Below are 17,230 nucleotides of genomic sequence, written 5' to 3'. Positions count from 1 at the left end.
GCAAGAACTGTCGAATAAGGATGAGAGCTAGCCGTTAATTTGCTGAGTGAATTGCAGTATCGAGCAATAGACTGATTTAACTCAATGTTTCTTGTTTGCGACTGATGGGTTAGACTGAAAAAAAACAAACACATGTAGAAAGAGAACTCATGGAACAGTTAAGAAAAATTGGCGCAATTGGCGGCGCAATCTCATTGGCTCTTTGCTGGCCTTTAGCGGTTGGGCAAATTGGACAAAATGCGATTACTGATGGCGTTGCAAAACTTAACAATTCGAGCATTCAAGCTGAGATCGTTGAGTACGATAGGGGTTACCTTTCTTCTAATGTAACCACTCGCATCACTGTAACGGATGAAGATCTGAAAGAGCAGCTTGCGATAGATGGCTTACCAAGTGAGTTTGTCATTAACAGTGCGGTTAGCCATGGTTTGGTTAGTCTTAATGCTGTTTCGACGTTCGATAATGCTGACATTCTGCCTCTGACATTAACGACGAGCACAGAGCTAAACGGTAATACGGACTTCGACTTCGAGTTGAGCCAGTTTAATCATCAAGGCACTGATGAGAATGGTACCTCGGTGTCTATCACTAAGTCGAACCTGACAGGCCATGCGACAGTGTTAGGCCAAGTGGATTACGAGCTTTCTATCCCTTCTGTTCAGATCGATTTTGAAACGGGTGAAGAGGTGACGTTATCAAACCTGAAAGGCATCGGTTCAGGTCAACAAGCCAAAGGTTACTGGCTTGGTACACAGAACTTCACTATTGATAGTTTCTTGATTTCAGATTCGGCAATGCAGCCATTCATGACTATCGAGAACTCAACGTATGATTTTGAGTCGCACCTGGATGATGCAACCAAGCGTCTGCGTAGCAACCTTAAACTGGATATCGCAAACATCGAGACGAGTGAAGGACAAGTGAACAACTTAAATGTTGATTTCGAAATGTCGAAACTCGATAGCGAGTCGTTCGAGAAAATCTTTGAGATTTACCAGTCTAATCCTGTTCTAACACAAGAAGACGTTGCTGAGATCATCCCATTCATTGACATTCTATTTGCTAAGGGCTTCGACCTTTCAATGAACAACATGTCACTAGAGTTAGGCAAAGGCCAGTTTGAATCGAAGTGGTTGGTGAGTGTTCCTGAAGGTACAGAAAACATCAGCAGTAACCCTTCAATGATTATGCCTGCACTAACGGGTAATCTTCACTCGAGTTTCTCAAACGGACTGGTAGAAGAGTACCCATTTATTCGCGAAGGTATCGATGAGTTGATCGTGATGGAAATGATCAAAGAAACGGACAAGGGTTACGAAATCAGCGCTGACCTAAAAAATGGAAACCTAGTGTTTGAAAATGGACAAGAAATTCCACTAATTGCACTACTTATGCCGGCTTTTGTTCAATAAAACTGAGGAGGCAAGAATACTCATAGGGCAATTTAGCGCATTAAGATAAAGATTTTGTACTGTACGAAACAAAAGAGGTCATAAGACCTCTTTTGTTGTTTTTATGTTGAGTAAAACATGGTATTACTTGCATAGTTATTATTTAGCAGGAGCAATCATCCCCATGGAACTTACATTAGATAACGTATTCAATTTTAGTGCTGGCCCAGCGGCTCTGCCTAAGCCAGTAATGAAACAAGCACAAGCTGACTTCATTGATTGGAACGGTTTAGGCACTTCCGTTATGGAAATCAGTCATCGCAGCAAAGAGTTTATTCAAGTTGCTGATGAGTCTGAGCAAGACCTACGTGATCTTCTGAACATCCCAGACAACTACAAAGTTCTGTTCTGTCAGGGGGGCGCTCGTGCTCAATTCGCTGCTGTTCCTCTAAACCTGTTAGGTGATGCGACGAAAGCGACTTACATTGATGCGGGCTACTGGGCTGAAAGCGCAGTTACGGAAGCGAGCAAGTACTGTGAAATCGACGTGTTCAATGCAAAAACGACAGTCGATGGTAAAGCCGCTGTAGTTCCAGCTAAAGATTGGAAAATCGACCCAGAAGCGGCGTATGTTCACTTTTGCCCGAATGAAACCATCGATGGTATTGAGATCAGTGAGCTACCACAAACAGACAAGCCTATTGTTGCTGATATGTCATCTAACATCTTGTCTCGTAAGATCGATGTGTCTCAATATGGTGTTATCTATGCTGGTGCGCAGAAGAACATTGGCCCAGCGGGTATCTGTATCGCTATCGTGCGTGATGATCTGCTAGATCTTGCAAACGACGTATTGCCAAGCATTCTTAACTACAAAGTACTTGCTGAAAAAGACTCTATGTTCAACACGCCACCAACGTACGCTTGGTACTTGTCTGGTCTTGTCTTCAAATGGTTGAAAGCTCAAGGTGGTGTTGAAGCGATGGAGCGTGTGAACCAAGAAAAAGCAGCACTACTGTACAACGCGATTGATGATTCTGATTTCTACAAGAACGAAGTGCACGCAGCAAACCGTTCAAGAATGAACGTACCATTCCAACTTGCGAAACCTGAGCTAGATGCGAAGTTCTTAGAGTTGGCTGACGCTGCTGGTCTTAAGTCGCTGAAAGGTCACCGAGCAGTCGGTGGCATGAGAGCATCGCTTTACAATGCGATGTCTCTAGAAGGTGTACAAGCGCTTGTAAGCTTCATGAAAGATTTCGAAGAGAAATACGCTTAATCAATGACAGGTTAGTGAACGATACAGCGCTGAATTGCTTTTTGTTGTGTCGATTGTACTAAACGAGATGAATGCCGCTTTTGCGGCATTTTTTTTTGCCTAGAAATGCGTAAAGGGTATGATATGTTGCAGTTGTAGACAGAAGTGTTATGCATAGATAGCACTAATGTTTCTCGGGCGAAAAGATCAACCGCAAGCGTCACTTTTTCTGTTTATTCATGAATGTTTGCTATATAACGTCTCGCCCAACGTGTAGTCAGCACTACCGATTACTTGAGTTTTGTTATTTGTCAGCGTGGGTGCAACTTGAATTAACGATACGTTTTTACCATGAGGAAATAGTGTGAGGTTTTTGAGTACATTAGCGGCATTATTCCCGGTATTGACCAGCGCTGCTACGCTCGAAGTTTGGGTGGGCATCAATTACGAAACGGCAGGTTACGTCAAAGAGCATATTGAATCTATGACTGAGCATCGTGTCGAAATTCGCCCGTTTAATGTAAACAGTATTCGTTCGGAACTCCTTGTTGCCGATCCTCGTGATAAGACTTTTCCAGATGCGATCTGGGTACCCTCCGATTTTTTAGGTCTGACTGAATATATTGATTTAGCAACATTACCCTCCAATTGGGTTGATACTTCACGCTATGAGAAAAAAGCGTTGGGTTCAGTGGTGCTAAACGGTGAACTTAAGGCGTTACCTGTTGGTATCGGCAACCAGTTAGTGCTTTATTCTAACGAGCCTCAAACTCAAGCCATCACTTGGGAGGAACTAATGAAGCGTTCGTCTCAATCGATGCAAGCCAGTGTGCTTTTCCCCAATCCAAACATGTATTTCTTTTTGGCATTCTACCAGTTGTTTTCACAAGAGAAGCTCTCATCGAAAACCATCAATGGTGAGGACTTAGTGTCTGTTTTTGAGTTTATCGACATGCTCGAGAAGAAGAATGTTATTAAATCGTCTTGTGATGAAGTCTGTGCAAGGCAACGTTTTATCGATGGTGAGGTTGAGTTTTTAATTGATGGAGATTGGGCTTTTAGTGAATTAGAGCAAGCCTACGGCAGCCAGTTGCAAGTGAACTCTTTACCAACCTATCGAGGTCAGGCTATGTCTTCATTTAGCGGCGCTAAGATTTTTGCAGTGACCAAGAAAGGTATGCAAGACCCTGGAACCAAAGAAGTTTTAAAAGAGGTGGTTGAGTATTTGCAGTCGAACCGTTTCACCTACTTAGCGCATTCAAATGCAATGATCTCTCCATTCCATGAGGTGAATCAGCGTCGTGTTGATGAGGGAAATGTCACCTTTTCAAACATGTACGATGAATTTCAATCATCGCAAATGATGTCAAGCGACTACAAAATGGCGATTGTTTGGGAAGCAACTGCCAGAGCTTATGAGCGATATAAATCGGGAATGCCAAAGCAGAAGCTACATAAATTTTACGATGACTTTGTCGCGTATTACTCAGCGACCATGAGGTCTGCACAATGAAGTTCTCATTGAAGTACTCGACGGGTTTAGTGTTATTTGCTTGCTCTTTGCTGCCTGTTTATTTAGCGGGTCAACTCATACTGAATATGCAGAATGAGAGCTCTTTGGAACAGAAAGAGATCAAACTGGCCAATTCTAAAGCTGGTATACAACAAACGGTGCAGGAGCAGATCGACCTTACTGCCAGCCTCACCCAATGGTATTCACAAGATCGTTCCCTGATTAAAGCGGGTGGGAATATCTTTTTCTCTAGCGTTGTGTGGGACAAGATGGACAGCTTTAACACACTCGCGGATAGTGTGTCGGCGACATACATATTAGATCGCAACTGGAAACCCATTTATGACAGTAATGGCAGCTTGTACCACTTTGAACAAAGTCAGTTATTAGAGGAACTCAAGCATCCTCAGCCTGCATATACACAAGGCAAGATGTACCATATTGAATTCACTGAGTCAGAACTTGCTGATGATGCGAAGTCAGGCATTGCTTTTGTCGCACCAATACTGCCATATCGACTCATCGAGGGTTCCAACTACACACCACAAGGTTATCTTGTCGTGTTGATGGGGTACGATAGATTAGATTCGAAAGTCGCGCCATTCTTATATGAAAACGAATCTGTTGGATTTAAATACCTACCTTCTGATGCGCAAGACAGCACTTGGGCGCACAGTAAAATTGTATCCAACAACAACACTTTGTTTTCGAAAAATCTTGTCCTAGGAGTAAGACACCAGGTGTCTGATGAGGCTCGTTTGTTGGAGATGCAGCAATCTCAAGTTGTGTTTATTCGAATATTCTTCGCGACATTATTTGCTGCCATCGTTATTGCTTTAGTGCTTAATCGTTGGTTCTCTAAACAATTGAATCTACTGACAGAATCTGTTGAATCCTATTCAAACAATCGACCGCCTAGTCACGGTGCAAATGAACATCATTTTACAGAGTTCATTACATTTAGTCGTTTGCTGGAAAAAATGTGGGGACGAATACAGCATCAATTAAGTGAGGCACGAGTTCGTAATGACCAGTTAAGAAGTGCTTACCACCAAATCCAAGAGAGTAATCACAAGCTGGAGAATTTCAACCTTCAGTTAGAGCAAACCGTAGAAGAGAAGACGAGTAGGTTAACGCATTCATTGGCTCGTGAAGAGTCTCAGAAAAACCGTATTCTTAAGATCGTCAAGTTTGCTTCCACGAGGCAAAATGTTGAATACCGACTGATTCCAGAACATGTTAATCGACAACTCGAATCACTCCTTCCGAATTGCCTAATTGAGTTCAGCTTTAGTTGTATTGCTGACGGAGAAATCGTGGACAACGACTTTTCTGATCGTTACAAGGTTTTAAAAGACTCGAAAGAGATAACGATTGGTCACTTTTTCTCTCAAAGTTTTGCTTTGCTGAATGAAGAAGACCAGCTGATTTTTGACTTATACCAAAAGCAGTTAGTAGGTTGGGTTGAGCTAGAAAATATGAATCGTATCAACATGCCTACGGGGTGTTATAACCGTAAAGCCTTCGATGAAGATCTGGAATTTTATAAACAATGCGCGACCGAGAATAAAGATAGCTTATCTTTGTTGATCATTGATATTAATGGATTAAAGGCCGCCAATGACCAGCATGGTCATGCCGTGGGTGATGAGCTGATAAAAGGTTGTACAAACGTCATTCGTAATCGGTTAAGCGGGGCGAGCAACCTGTATCGATTAGGCGGTGATGAATTTGCCATTCTTACTTTGGCACCAGCCGATCAACAAGCACAAGATCCTCAGCAATTAGCTCAACGACTATATGCAGATCAATTTGAGCAGGTTGTCGAAACGCAAGCCGGCGGTAGCATTCCGGTTAGATTCTCGATTGGGGTCGCTTCAACAGAGTCGACCGGTATAGAAGACTTGTTCTCTCAAGCCGATGAAGATATGTATCTTCAAAAGCGTCGTTATTACCAAGGTTTGTCTGAGGCAGTAAAGTCGCGCGAATCAAACATTAGTTAGAATTAGAGTCGGAATTAAGGACTAAAGGCGGGCGTTCTTAGCTTCGACGCCCATTAAAGCGAAACTGCTGTGGCGTGACATCGAAAGTCGCTTTGAAGGCTTTAATGTAAGAGGAGTCGTTTTGGTAACCCACTTGATCAGCAATACTTTGTATTGAGTCATCTTCGTCTAGCAGGGACAATGAGTAAATCAGTCGTATTTGTTGACGCCACAGCTGGAATGAGGTGTTGAACTCCTTTGAAAATAAACGCGACAAGGTTCGCTCGGATGCACCTACTTTTTCTCCCCACGCTTTGAGCGATAAATCTAAATTTGGCTCATCAGTGAGGGCCTCAAATATCAACTTCAAGCGCCTGTCTTGAGGCAACAACAGCTGAAATGTCTGTACGTTGTCTTTCATTATTTGGTCGTGCAATACGGACAGTAGGCGAGACACTTCTTCATCGCTCACCAATCCCTCACACTGTCTGCGAATTTCTTGTAATAGCTCGTTTAGAAAAGGAGTCAGTGTAATGGTTCTAACTTCGGGCTCATACTTTGTTCCAAAGGCTGGGTTAAGGTAAATGCCAACAAACGTGGTATGGCTCAATGCGATAGATTCATGTGAAATACCGGCAGGTACAAACAAAGCCGATGTGTGCGGCACAAGGTGTTGATAGTGTTCTGTTTGAGTTTGTAGCAAACCTTTGAGTGGAAAGATCACTTGATGCCATGTGTGTTGGTGCATCGCATCGATGTAACCTTTCGGCATGTCGATAGTCTTAACGAGCGCGGGCGAGTTCGGATTGGCGACCATCATCTTGTTGGAGGTGACCACTCCAGTACGAGAATCGATTTGGCGGGTTAGCATGGTTAAGTGTCCTTATGTCCCTATTCTGACGGAGCGACCCTAGGCTATCATGCTCGACAAATAGAATGAAGCCGAGAGGATACGAGCATGCGCTTTCAAGTAGAGATATCCAAACAAAACCAGCTTTTGTTTAAAGTTGATATTGAGAATATCGACCGCAGAAAGTGTGAAACATCACTCGATACTGTATTAGCTAAGTTTCCAATCGAAGAGGGCTATCAGCGTCATGTGTTGGCTTCTGATAGTGAGACTCGCTACCTCAAAAGCACCGACCAGAGTATTGAAGTGTTGGCGGCGATTCCGATATTTAGATCATTAGGCGAGCGATAGTACTGCTCGTAGAAGACAATATTCTCGCAGAAAGAACAATAAGATTGAGACAAGAAGGGAGAGATATGAAGAAGTTAGGCGTGGTAAACAATGTATTGGCAGGCAAAACGGTCGCTTTCGCACATGGTGCAAAAAGTGCCATCAACAAACAAGTATTGTTGGAGCGTCAACACGCAACGGAGCTGGGTTTTACCAATGATGAGCAAGGTGATCCGCGTTTTCATGGCGGCATTCAAAAAGCCCTTCATATCTACCCAAGCGAACATTACCCAGTTTGGCAACAGGAGTTGGGCGACAAAGGTGTTTTTCAATCAGCTGGCGCTTTTGGGGAGAACATCAGCTCAAGCGGCGTGACCGAACAATCGATTTGCTTAAAAGATAAAATCCGTATTGGGTCTACTTTGTTGGAAGTATCGCAAGGGCGTATGCCTTGTTGGAAGCTCAATGTGCGTTTTGACCAACACGATATGGCAAAAAGGCTGCAAGACACACTCAGAACCGGTTGGTATTTCCGAGTGTTAGAAGAGGGCGAGATCGGTGCAGGTGATGAGATCATACTGTGCGAGCGTCCTTATCCTGATTGGTCGCTTGCTCGTATCATGGGGGCAGTTTTTACAGGAAGTTTAGATAAAGACTTATTAAGTCAAATGACGGTATTGCCATTGGTTGAGTCTTGGGGAGCGCTTGTTGCACGTCGCCTCGAAACGGGTAAAGTCGAAGATTGGGAAATGCGCTTGGTTGGGCCTACAGTGGTATAAACCAGTCGTTAGATAGAGAAAGCCCGCTATTGAGATATAGCGGGCTTTTTAAGTCTGATGAGCTTCGTAATTGCCGTTATAGCCAGAAACTCTTCAGCGGCATATCAGGCGAAAAGTGATGAGCAACTTGTGCTTGAAGCAACTCTGCGGTTGCAATTGCATCAGTAAGCGCATGATGTGGCGTGTAGTCGGGCAGGTGGTATCGACGACGGCTTTGCCCTAGTCGAACCGAACCAGGCTTCTTACCTTTTAATTTATTCCACAGGCCGCCAGCCAGCTTGTTCTGGATCTGAGACTCAATCTCTAGCGTGTCCAGCACCGGAAACTCGATGCCTTCATTCAATCGCACTTTCAATGCGTTGTTTAAGAAATCTCGCTCGATACGACGGTAGTGAACAACGGGAATATGACCAGCCATCGCTTGCAATACTTCATCCAACACTTCATCAAGATCCGGTGCATCGATGATGTCATTGTGGGTAATGCCGTGGATTACCACTGACTCCTCTTCTAGCTTCTGACTTGGGCGTAATGTCCAGTGCCTTGCTTGTCGCAGGTAGATTCGGTTAAGGGTGAATGGCACCAAACCTATGGTGATGATCCCATCTTTAGAAGGGTTCAGGCCAGTCGTTTCGAAATCCAACGCTAAGAACATCACCTCTGAAAGTGGTGTGTCAGGCGCAGGAAGCGGTTGGCTGTAGAACTGTTTTAAGCGTTCATCCTGGGCACGTTCAAGCTTTTGAGCAAACTTAAATGGCCAATCGACCGCGGGTGATCTGAATAGTTTGTTCATAGGCCCTACTTAAACTTGTTACTGGCTTGGTAACGGAACTTAAGGAAGTTTTGCGCATTACTTAAGATTTGGAATGCATCCTTAAGGTTACGACGTTCAAAATCAGACAGGTTTTCCGGTTCGATGTTGTTATCCGGCTCAACATTGTTATCAACATCGTGCGCTTGGTGGCGAATGCGCACCAGAGAGATGAACTCCATTGCGTCCTTAAGATCCTGTGCTCTGCCTTTTGGCAAAATACCGGCGTCGATAATGTCGTCTAAGCGCTCAAATGAGTTTTTAGAGCGAGAGCCCACCGCAAGAGAGTGAACTCGAATCAAATCGGCGAGAGGAGCCGTACCACGTCGTTTGAGGTTGATGGAGTTGTTATGACGACCATCTTTCTCCATAACGAAGTCTTTAAAGAAACCAAGTGGTGGAGTACGGTTGAGCGCGTTACGTGCCAGACACGCCAGGAAGCGGTTGTTCTTACGTGCACGTCTTACGATAAAGCTGTTTAACTGTTCTGCCCATTTCAGGCGGCCATAAACACCATCTAGGTCGAAGAAGATCGATGCGTTCAATAGCGCTTTCGGGTTTGGATCATCAATCCAGTCGGCGAAGCACTCTTCCCATTCTCTGCGTGTCATGCGCCAAGTTGGGTTAGTCGCCATGATGTCACCCGTACAATACACGTAACCACATTGGTCTAAGCCGTCACAAATGAATTTTGAGAGTGCTTCAAAGTACTTGCCGTGCTTTGCTTCGTCGTAGGTGTCATCAAGAATGATGGCGTTATCTTGGTCTGTCACCAGCAGTTGTTCATCACGCCCCATAGAGCCTAATGCTAGGAAACAATATGGAATTGGTGATTTGCCTAACTGCTCTTCGGCGAGTTCGATAATACGCTGCTTAAAGCTACGACCAATTACCGACATTGCGGTGCCAACCATATGAGCATTGGCATCTTCGTTAACGAGACGGACAAAGCTGTCTTTCACTTGCTCAGAGAGCACTTTGAGATCTTCGATGCTTTGTTGCTGGAAGATACTACTTACTAAGAGCAGCGAGTTTTGAGATTCGTAACGGACGATGTCGGTCGCTTCGATAATACCGATTGGCTTCTTATCTTTCAGGACAGGTAAGTGGTGCACGTTGTAGCGAAGCATGGTCATCATGGCTTCGTATACATAGGCATTGTGGTCAAGAGAGATAACCTCAGGTGTCATCACGCTAGAGACTTCATCGGATGGATCTAGACCTTCTGCCAGTACGCGAGTGCACAAATCTCGGTCTGTAATAATACCGATAACGGGCGTTGAGTCGTCTTCATCATCTTCAACGATGTCAGGGTCGATGATCAGCAAGGAAGAGACATTCTCTTCCGCCATCATGGTGGCCGCTTGTTGAATGGTGCGCGTTTTCTCAATCATCGGTGCTTCACTGGTCAGCAGCGTTTTCACTTTAGATGTCGTGAGGTCGTTGGCATCGTTATTACTTGAGTTTGCCTGACGTAAGCGCGCGTTATCCTCAACCTCTACGAAATCCGCAAAAGAGTCGTAGTTATCGTAGAGCTCTTGGAAAATAGGCTCAGGAATGCAATAGAGCAGCGTATCTTCGGTCGCTTTTACTGGGAAGCGTACCTTATTGTTGGTAAGCAGGCCCATTTGACCAAACAGATGGCCTTCATCAAGGCGGTTATACAGCTCGCCTTTACGACGATAGACTTCGACTTCGCCGCTTCGAACCATATACAGGTCATGAATTTGATCACCAAAGTGAATGATAGGTGTGTCTTGGCGGTAATAAGAAATTTCCACGCTACTGGTCACTTTCGTCAACATCTCCTCAGGGAGCTCATTGAAAGGGGGGTATTGCGCCAGAAAGTTTTGAATCTCTAATAACTCAGCATCCATAGTAATCATCCATTGGTTTGTATGATTTCATGGTACAACATTTGATAATAATTTGCCGTCACAAATCAATCTGTGAGCTAAAACCTTTTTAAAGTCTTAGGGATAGACTAACCTTTCAAATAATGGAGTGACAGTTTAAGGATGATGGGAATGTCGAAGTGGAAGCTTAGTTTTGTATCTGCAGTTTTTATGTTTTCTCCAAGTTTGTGGGCAGACACTCACAGTGTGGATATTCTTGATTACGACCACGTTTATGCAACGGCGCATTCAGGCAGTTTAAACGAAGACGCTGGGGGCAATAATAATGCATCGGCGTTTGGATTAGGTATTAGCTACACCATGACCGATGATTGGTTACTGCTTGGTGATTATAGCGCGCGTTTCATCCACCCTGACGAGAGTACTACTCGTATTGATACACTAATGGCTGGTGCGGGTTATCGTTATAGCATCAAGAAAGACTTGGATATTGTCGCTTCTTATTTGCTTGGTGTGACTAAAGGGGAAGTTGAGCTGAATGGCACCAACGAGACCTTAGAGTCGGACACGGAATTTGTCCAAGGTGTTAAAGCCGAGCTTAACTATGGCTTTGCTAAACGTTGGATTGCGAACGGTAGCGTGCAACTTAACCGCAGCGATTTATTCGATGAAGAGATTTACCACCTAGGTTTACGTTATTTAGTGACCAACAAGTTTGCGATTGGTGGCTCATACCAACATAGAGATGGTGAGGGGAGCACAGGCGTAAGTGAGAGGACGAATGAGTTAGGTGTCGAGTTCTTCCTCGAGTACTAATAGAATTAAATCTAATGCGTTACGACAGCTACAAAAAAGCCAGCTTAATCGCTGGCTTTTGCATATCTAAGTGTCTGCAAGAGCAGACTTGGTATTGTTACGATTAAAGAACCGCAGCGATACCTTTACATAGAGGGCCCATGTTTGACTTAGTCATGCCCGCTACGCTGATGCGGCCAGAGCCAACAATGTAGATTGCGAATTCGTCTTTTAGGCGGTTTACTTGCTCTTTGCTCAAACCAGAGAAAGAGAACATGCCGTTTTGGCGCTCGATGAACGTGAAGTCTGCATCAACACCTTCAGATTTCAGTGTTGCAACGAACAGTTCGCGCATCTCTTGAATACGGTCACGCATTTCAGCGACTTCCGCTTCCCATTCAGCACGTAGACCAGCATCGCCAAGGATGTGAGTTACGACAGCACTACCGTGCGCTGGTGGGTTAGAGTAGATAGAGCGAATGATGCTCTTAACTTGAGAGAATGCTGTTGTTGCTACGTCTGCAGACTCAGCAACCAAAGTGAATGCACCAACACGCTCATTGTACAGACCGAAGTTCTTAGAGAACGAGCTCGCGACTAGAATCTCTTTGTTGTATTTAGCGAAAGTGCGAAGGCCAGCAGCATCTTCTTCAACGCCTTTTGCAAAACCTTGGTAAGCAAAGTCGAATAGTGGAAGAAGCTTCTTCTCAGCAACGAGCTTAGCCAGTACTTCCCACTCTTCAGCTGTTGGGTCAATACCTGTTGGGTTGTGACAGCAGCCGTGAAGAAGAACGATATCACCTTCAGATGCTTTCTCTAGGTCTGCAACCATACCAGCGAAGTCTTTGTCTTTTGTTTCAGCGTTGTAGTAGCTGTACTGAGCTGTTTCGATACCCGCAGCAGCGAATACGCCGTTGTGGTTAGCCCAAGTTGGGTTGCTGATCCAGATCTTCACATCGCCAAGTTGGCGCTTAATGAATTCACCTGCAACACGTAGAGCACCAGTACCACCCGGAGCTTGTGCTGTTTTAGCACGTTGAGAATTTACGATTTCTGCATCTGAACCGAAAAGTAGCTTCTGTACTGCTAGGCCGTATTCAGCTGTACCTTCAATCGTTAGGTAAGATTTGGTTTTTTCGTTTTCAAGAAGTGCAGCTTCTGCTTTCTTTACTGTTTTAAGTACTGGCGTTTGACCATCTTCATTTTTGTAGATGCCAACACCAAGGTTGATTTTCTCTGCACGAGAGTCGTTTTTAAACTCTTCAGTAAGGCCGAGGATAGGGTCGGCAGGCGCAGCTAACACTTTTTCAAACATAATCTTCATCCATGTCAATTGAGAGGGGATAGTATCTATGGGTAGTTATACCTGTATGGAATTTTTAAGACAATACGAAGTGAACAGAAAGACCAAAAAAAATCCATTTCAATCAGATTTATTGACTAAAGAGGGTATTTGATAACAAAACACCCTACGGATTAACCTATAGGGTGCAAGAAGTTAGTGGTTTTTGAAAAGATTATGCGGTGGAAGTAATAAGGCTTTCTCTCTCCAGTTCGTTTTCTTCGTTTTTTCCATCTTTGTAAGTGGCCGCTATTTCAACAAAAAGGTCTTCGACGGCTAAAAAGGCTTGAACAACTTGCGGATCGAAATGAGAAGCTCCACCTTCTAAAATGATCGCTTTGGCTTGTTGATGTGTAAATGCTGGCTTATAGACGCGTTTAGAGATTAATGCGTCATAAACATCGGCTAATGCCATTAAACGACCAGATAAAGGGATGTCTTCGCCAGACAATTGATTTGGATAGCCGCTGCCATTCCATTTCTCGTGGTGAGTCAGGGAAATCTCTTTCGCCACTCTTAAGAAAGAACTGCTCCCGAGCTGCTTTTCAGCGATAGATAAGGCTTCAGCGCCAATAGCAGGGTGCCCCTTCATTATTTCAAACTCTTCGTCAGTCAATTTTCCCGGTTTCAACAGCACGCTATCAGGAACGCCTACCTTGCCAACATCATGCAGTGGCGCAGACTTATAAAGCAGTTCGATATAGTTTGGAGTTAACAAGGCTGAATGGGTTTCAGACTTACTAAGCTCTTGTGCGAGTACCTTAACGTATTCTTGAGTTCTAAGGATATGCGCGCCTGTCTCATTATCTCTCGATTCGGCAAGTGCAGATAGACTGACAATCGCGACATCGCGTGTGGTTTTCACTTCGTTTTGCGCTGTTTCCAAGCTATCGAGCATGGTGTTGGTCATGGATGCCATTGAGCCAAGTTCGTTATAGCCGAAAATAGGCAGGCGGACACCTTGCTCTCCATTTGTCACCTTGTTTAATGCGCACTCTTGGCTAAGCAAAATACGCTTAATCAGCTTGCTCCACAGTGTCATGATGACAATAGCGTAGCCGCCTAATACAAGTGCTAAATAGATGAATTCTTTGATTACGCTGATCTTGCCTGTGCCATCGAGTAAGCGGGCTGGATTGTGTTCCAGCCAAAATATGTCTTTGACTGCAATCATGGTTAGCATGGTCGTCAGTGTGACAAGAAGTACCATCACCAAGCCAATCATCTGTTTAACTAGCGAGCTTCTTTCACCGACCAGCTGAAAATCATACGTCCCTGTGGCTTCCATATCGTCCATTTGCTTTAGTTTGGCGCTTAGCTGGAGAATGGTGCCGGTAAAGAAGCCAAATAAGCTCATTCCAAATAAGACTTTTAGATTACTGTCTACGGTGAACTCGTAGCTAAGGTTGTAATACAGTGCGAATGGGATACTCGCTGCAAAGAACAGAAAGGTATCAAGCTGAGCAAACCTGCCTTGCTTAACCAAAGCGTGATTGGCGAATAAAAAGTGACGAACAAGCCAAACCAAGACAAAAACGATGCTGACGTGAGTGAAAATCTCAAGTGTGGATAGGCTCTCAAGCATCGGACACACTCGGCTACCATAAGTGCCAAAGAGCACCCCGGCGATAGCGTATAACTGGGTCGTTAGCGATTTATTATAGTTAGAAGTATCCATCGATAAGCCTTTGTTCTTGTTGATTTACATGAGCCTTAGATTGATTGACGGATAAAGACGCACGCACGATTAACATAGATGACATGAATGAGACCGGAAATTCTATCGATAGCTTTCGCGGATTGATACAAGAAAGTGGTTAGTGTTGGATTTTTGTTAGCTAGGTGGGGAATATTACAGCGTTATTATGAAGAGGTTTGAATAGCCTCGGTTGAGTCTCGAGGCTATTACGTCGATCAGGTTGCGATGAGAGCTGAGAAGATTTGCTACAACGCGACCTAACGATTATTAAAAGGCGGTTACTTTTTCAGATTGATTTCTGCTTCAATTGAACCAGTTTCAATCTCTGGGTGTGACGCCAGTTTGTCTGCTGCCCATTGGTTGATGTGCTTAAGAATTGCGGATACCGCGTGCTTTTCAGTAGGTGATTGATCTTGCTCTACATCTAGCTTCTGCTTTGGATGTGAGCCTGTCGCATCTTCAGCAATATGGAGCCAATCTGGGTGCCAGTAGTATGGCTGGCCACTCGGTGTTGTCCAACTGTGAACACCGTTTGACTCTCCTTTATAACTTAACTGATCTGCTTCTATTTTTTTCATTGTTATCTCGCATGTTTTTGGGTTACATCAAATTATTGAGGCGTAAAGCGAATTTAGCTCTTACCTTGGGTACAAACTTAGCAAAGCTTACAAAGTTATCTGTGAACCAATTCACACAATTATAGAAATTAGGTGCAATCATATGGATAGAAGCAATAGTTGATCACGTTAATGATAAGATCACCCGTCCACAGGAATTTATCTAGGTAGTACAATTAGATGGCGCGTTATGAAGAGCTTGCAAAGGATATTCGGACTCAGATCGCTAATAACACGTGGCGTTCAGGGGAGAAGATCCCTTCTGTACGCATGAGTTGTCGTAACTATAACGTCAGTAATAGTACTGTTTTACAAGCCTATCAGTTGTTAGAAAGTGAAGGTTGGATCATTGCCAAGCCTCAGTCTGGCTACTTTGTCGCCCCTAAGGTCGACGGCGTTGACTACGAAGCGCCAGTAGCACGAGAGAAGAAGGCGATTAATGATCGCTTGTTCGATTTCTTAAAGTCCAGCTCAGCAGAAGGCGTCATTCCTTTTGGCTCCGCTTTTCCTGACCCAGACCTTTTTCCTTTACCTACCTTAACTCGTAATCTAGCCAGCGCCGGCAGGAAGATGACGGGTGCTAGTGTCATTAACAATCTACCACCTGGAAGTGAATCTTTAAGAAGGCAGATAGCACAGCGTTATCTACAGCAAGGAATTACGGTTAACCATCAAGATATTGTGATTACTTCGGGTGCGATGGAAGCTCTGAACTTGAGCCTGCAAACCGTGACTCAATCTGGCGACTATGTTGTGATTGAATCGCCGGCATTTTATGGCGCTTTGCAAGCGGTAGAGAGGTTAGGGCTCAAACCGATAGAAGTGGATGTTTGCCCAGTCAACGGATTGGATATTGAACAGTTTGAAAGCGTACTGAAGAACCATAATGTGAAAGCATGTTGGCTGATGACGACTTTTCAAAATCCGACAGGCACAAGTCTATCAGACGAAGCTAAACGCCGCGTTGTAGAGATAGCAGAGCAGCACAATACCTACATTATTGAAGATGACGTTTATGGTGATCTTTACTATGAAGGACACAAACCTAAGCCTCTGAAGGCGTTTGATAAAACGGATTCGGTTTTGCTGTGTGGTTCTTATTCAAAAAGTCTTTGCCCTGGCTACCGCGTGGGTTGGGTGGTCAACACTCGCTTCAACGATGCGATTCAGAAGTTGCAACTGCTATCCACGCTCTCTAGTAGTGCGCCAGTTCAGCTTGGTGTCGCACATTTTCTAACTCATGAAAGCTACGATAATCATCTGCGTAAATTACGTAAGAATCTCTTGCAGAGAAAAGCACGCTTTTTAGAGGTCATCAAACAATATTTCCCACACTCTATTCAGCTTGAAGAACCCGCTGGTGGCTATTTTATTTGGATACGTTTCACTGCTGGTTTCGATAGCCAGCAGTTTCATCAACTAGCGATCGCACAGGGGATAAGTGTCGCATCGGGTGATTTGTTTAGTGAGCAGGGTAGTGTGGATAACGCTATTCGACTGAACTTCTCTTATGAACTGACTCAAGAAAGAGAGCAAGCCCTGAAACTGCTTGGAAAACTCGCACATCAGTCAGCGAATTAAGTGCCGACCTAAACGCTAACTGACTCATAAAAAACGACATAATGCTAACTGTACGGTTTTAATGTGGCGAAACTGTACGCCTTATTGGCTACAGAGTTGTGATTCAATAACGGTAGACCGAATATTGGAGAGACTGTTATGTTGAAGATGACTATGGGAAATGAATTGAAGCTGATTGTTGTCGCGATTGTGTGTGCGCTTCTACTTATTCTTGGCCATGTATTATTGGCAAAAGCATTCGCTGATATGGCTTGGGCGGAGTACACCACCGCTGCGATTCCATTCGTGATGATGGCGATCTGTGGCTTGGCAATAAAGTACGCTAGTAATCAAGATGTTGATTAGCACACCTATCAGGAGCTTGGTGTAGCATGACTCCTAATAACTTTTTCGTTTGTATTCTGAATATAAAAAAAACCTCCGCTA

At 44.2% G+C, this 17,230-nt stretch carries 15 protein-coding genes; 9 read left to right on the top strand and 6 right to left on the bottom strand.

Annotated features, from left to right (window positions below):
• Nucleotides 1-149: 149 nt before the first annotated feature.
• The 4 genes from F0232_RS15900 (at nucleotide 150) to F0232_RS15885 (ending at nucleotide 6,165) form a co-directional block, all read left to right on the top strand.
• The gene (locus F0232_RS15900) at nucleotides 150-1,412 is read left to right on the top strand and encodes a DUF945 family protein (RefSeq protein WP_061031646.1); all 1,263 of its coding nucleotides are present in this window, start codon (nucleotides 150-152) and stop codon (nucleotides 1,410-1,412) included.
• A gap of 163 nt (nucleotides 1,413-1,575) precedes the next feature.
• Nucleotides 1,576-2,670 carry a 3-phosphoserine/phosphohydroxythreonine transaminase gene (gene serC / locus F0232_RS15895; protein ID WP_061031645.1) on the top strand — a complete coding sequence of 365 codons (1,095 nt, stop codon included), beginning with the start codon at nucleotides 1,576-1,578 and terminating at the stop codon, nucleotides 2,668-2,670.
• Nucleotides 2,671-3,013: 343 nt separating this feature from the next.
• Entirely contained in the window at nucleotides 3,014-4,162 is a 1,149-nt protein-coding gene (locus F0232_RS15890; protein WP_061031644.1) for an extracellular solute-binding protein, read from the top strand.
• On the top strand, nucleotides 4,159-6,165 hold the full coding sequence (locus F0232_RS15885; protein WP_105059332.1) for a GGDEF domain-containing protein: 2,007 nt from the start codon (nucleotides 4,159-4,161) through the stop codon (nucleotides 6,163-6,165). The genes F0232_RS15890 and F0232_RS15885 overlap by 4 nt, the downstream gene beginning before the upstream one ends.
• 37 nt (nucleotides 6,166-6,202) lie before the next feature.
• Here F0232_RS15885 and F0232_RS15880 read toward each other — a convergent pair whose 3' ends face one another.
• Complete coding sequence (locus F0232_RS15880) at nucleotides 6,203-7,015, bottom strand: helix-turn-helix domain-containing protein (RefSeq protein ID WP_061031642.1); 813 nt, start codon at nucleotides 7,013-7,015, stop codon at nucleotides 6,203-6,205.
• A gap of 87 nt (nucleotides 7,016-7,102) precedes the next feature.
• On the opposite strand from F0232_RS15880, the gene F0232_RS15875 reads away from it, so the two are divergent.
• Nucleotides 7,103-7,345 (top strand): hypothetical protein, encoded by a 243-nt coding sequence (locus F0232_RS15875; protein ID WP_105059333.1) that lies wholly within the window; start codon nucleotides 7,103-7,105, stop codon nucleotides 7,343-7,345.
• Nucleotides 7,346-7,410: 65 nt separating this feature from the next.
• Nucleotides 7,411-8,103 (top strand): MOSC domain-containing protein, encoded by a 693-nt coding sequence (locus tag F0232_RS15870; RefSeq protein WP_105059334.1) that lies wholly within the window; start codon nucleotides 7,411-7,413, stop codon nucleotides 8,101-8,103.
• A 76-nt stretch (nucleotides 8,104-8,179) separates the two neighbouring features.
• Here F0232_RS15870 and F0232_RS15865 read toward each other — a convergent pair whose 3' ends face one another.
• The gene (locus F0232_RS15865) at nucleotides 8,180-8,896 is read right to left on the bottom strand and encodes a 3'-5' exonuclease (protein ID WP_105059335.1); all 717 of its coding nucleotides are present in this window, start codon (nucleotides 8,894-8,896) and stop codon (nucleotides 8,180-8,182) included.
• 5 nt (nucleotides 8,897-8,901) lie between these two features.
• Entirely contained in the window at nucleotides 8,902-10,791 is a 1,890-nt protein-coding gene (locus F0232_RS15860) for a DUF294 nucleotidyltransferase-like domain-containing protein (RefSeq protein ID WP_061031638.1), read from the bottom strand.
• A 150-nt stretch (nucleotides 10,792-10,941) separates the two neighbouring features.
• On the opposite strand from F0232_RS15860, the gene F0232_RS15855 reads away from it, so the two are divergent.
• Complete coding sequence (locus tag F0232_RS15855) at nucleotides 10,942-11,586, top strand: outer membrane beta-barrel protein (protein WP_105059336.1); 645 nt, start codon at nucleotides 10,942-10,944, stop codon at nucleotides 11,584-11,586.
• A gap of 103 nt (nucleotides 11,587-11,689) precedes the next feature.
• Here F0232_RS15855 and F0232_RS15850 read toward each other — a convergent pair whose 3' ends face one another.
• The 3 genes from F0232_RS15850 to F0232_RS15840 all read right to left on the bottom strand — a co-directional run bounded on the left by F0232_RS15850 (nucleotide 11,690) and on the right by F0232_RS15840 (nucleotide 15,184).
• Nucleotides 11,690-12,880, bottom strand: coding sequence for an amino acid aminotransferase (locus F0232_RS15850; protein ID WP_061031636.1), 1,191 nt, complete (start codon nucleotides 12,878-12,880; stop codon nucleotides 11,690-11,692).
• 202 nt (nucleotides 12,881-13,082) lie between these two features.
• On the bottom strand, nucleotides 13,083-14,585 hold the full coding sequence (locus F0232_RS15845; protein WP_105059337.1) for an HD-GYP domain-containing protein: 1,503 nt from the start codon (nucleotides 14,583-14,585) through the stop codon (nucleotides 13,083-13,085).
• Nucleotides 14,586-14,884: 299 nt separating this feature from the next.
• Nucleotides 14,885-15,184: a hypothetical protein gene (locus F0232_RS15840; RefSeq protein ID WP_061031634.1), complete on the bottom strand. Its 300-nt coding sequence runs from the start codon at nucleotides 15,182-15,184 to the stop codon at nucleotides 14,885-14,887.
• 219 nt (nucleotides 15,185-15,403) lie between these two features.
• Between F0232_RS15840 and F0232_RS15835 the strand changes: the two genes are divergently transcribed.
• Both F0232_RS15835 and F0232_RS15830 read left to right on the top strand, forming a co-directional pair.
• Complete coding sequence (locus tag F0232_RS15835; RefSeq protein WP_061031633.1) at nucleotides 15,404-16,804, top strand: PLP-dependent aminotransferase family protein; 1,401 nt, start codon at nucleotides 15,404-15,406, stop codon at nucleotides 16,802-16,804.
• 138 nt (nucleotides 16,805-16,942) lie between these two features.
• Nucleotides 16,943-17,149 (top strand): hypothetical protein, encoded by a 207-nt coding sequence (locus tag F0232_RS15830; protein WP_061031632.1) that lies wholly within the window; start codon nucleotides 16,943-16,945, stop codon nucleotides 17,147-17,149.
• Nucleotides 17,150-17,230 lie beyond the last annotated feature (81 nt).

It is taken from the genome of Vibrio sp. T3Y01, from assembly GCF_013114525.1.
GTDB lineage: Bacteria > Pseudomonadota > Gammaproteobacteria > Enterobacterales > Vibrionaceae > Vibrio > Vibrio chagasii_B.
This window is presented reverse-complemented; position numbering and strand designations above follow the sequence as displayed.

What these genes read in the sequence shown, in the direction of transcription:
- F0232_RS15900 (WP_061031646.1), top strand. Translation starts at nt 150, where the DNA reads ATGGAACAGTTAAGAAAAATTGGCGCAATTGGCGGCGCAATCTCATTG.
- serC (WP_061031645.1), top strand. Translation starts at nt 1,576, where the DNA reads ATGGAACTTACATTAGATAACGTATTCAATTTTAGTGCTGGCCCAGCG.
- F0232_RS15885 (WP_105059332.1), top strand. Translation starts at nt 4,159, where the DNA reads ATGAAGTTCTCATTGAAGTACTCGACGGGTTTAGTGTTATTTGCTTGC.
- F0232_RS15880 (WP_061031642.1), bottom strand. Translation starts at nt 7,015, where the DNA reads ATGCTAACCCGCCAAATCGATTCTCGTACTGGAGTGGTCACCTCCAAC.
- F0232_RS15875 (WP_105059333.1), top strand. Translation starts at nt 7,103, where the DNA reads ATGCGCTTTCAAGTAGAGATATCCAAACAAAACCAGCTTTTGTTTAAA.
- F0232_RS15870 (WP_105059334.1), top strand. Translation starts at nt 7,411, where the DNA reads ATGAAGAAGTTAGGCGTGGTAAACAATGTATTGGCAGGCAAAACGGTC.
- F0232_RS15865 (WP_105059335.1), bottom strand. Translation starts at nt 8,896, where the DNA reads ATGAACAAACTATTCAGATCACCCGCGGTCGATTGGCCATTTAAGTTT.
- F0232_RS15860 (WP_061031638.1), bottom strand. Translation starts at nt 10,791, where the DNA reads ATGGATGCTGAGTTATTAGAGATTCAAAACTTTCTGGCGCAATACCCC.
- F0232_RS15855 (WP_105059336.1), top strand. Translation starts at nt 10,942, where the DNA reads ATGTCGAAGTGGAAGCTTAGTTTTGTATCTGCAGTTTTTATGTTTTCT.
- F0232_RS15850 (WP_061031636.1), bottom strand. Translation starts at nt 12,880, where the DNA reads ATGTTTGAAAAAGTGTTAGCTGCGCCTGCCGACCCTATCCTCGGCCTT.
- F0232_RS15845 (WP_105059337.1), bottom strand. Translation starts at nt 14,585, where the DNA reads ATGGATACTTCTAACTATAATAAATCGCTAACGACCCAGTTATACGCT.
- F0232_RS15840 (WP_061031634.1), bottom strand. Translation starts at nt 15,184, where the DNA reads ATGAAAAAAATAGAAGCAGATCAGTTAAGTTATAAAGGAGAGTCAAAC.
- F0232_RS15835 (WP_061031633.1), top strand. Translation starts at nt 15,404, where the DNA reads ATGGCGCGTTATGAAGAGCTTGCAAAGGATATTCGGACTCAGATCGCT.
- F0232_RS15830 (WP_061031632.1), top strand. Translation starts at nt 16,943, where the DNA reads ATGTTGAAGATGACTATGGGAAATGAATTGAAGCTGATTGTTGTCGCG.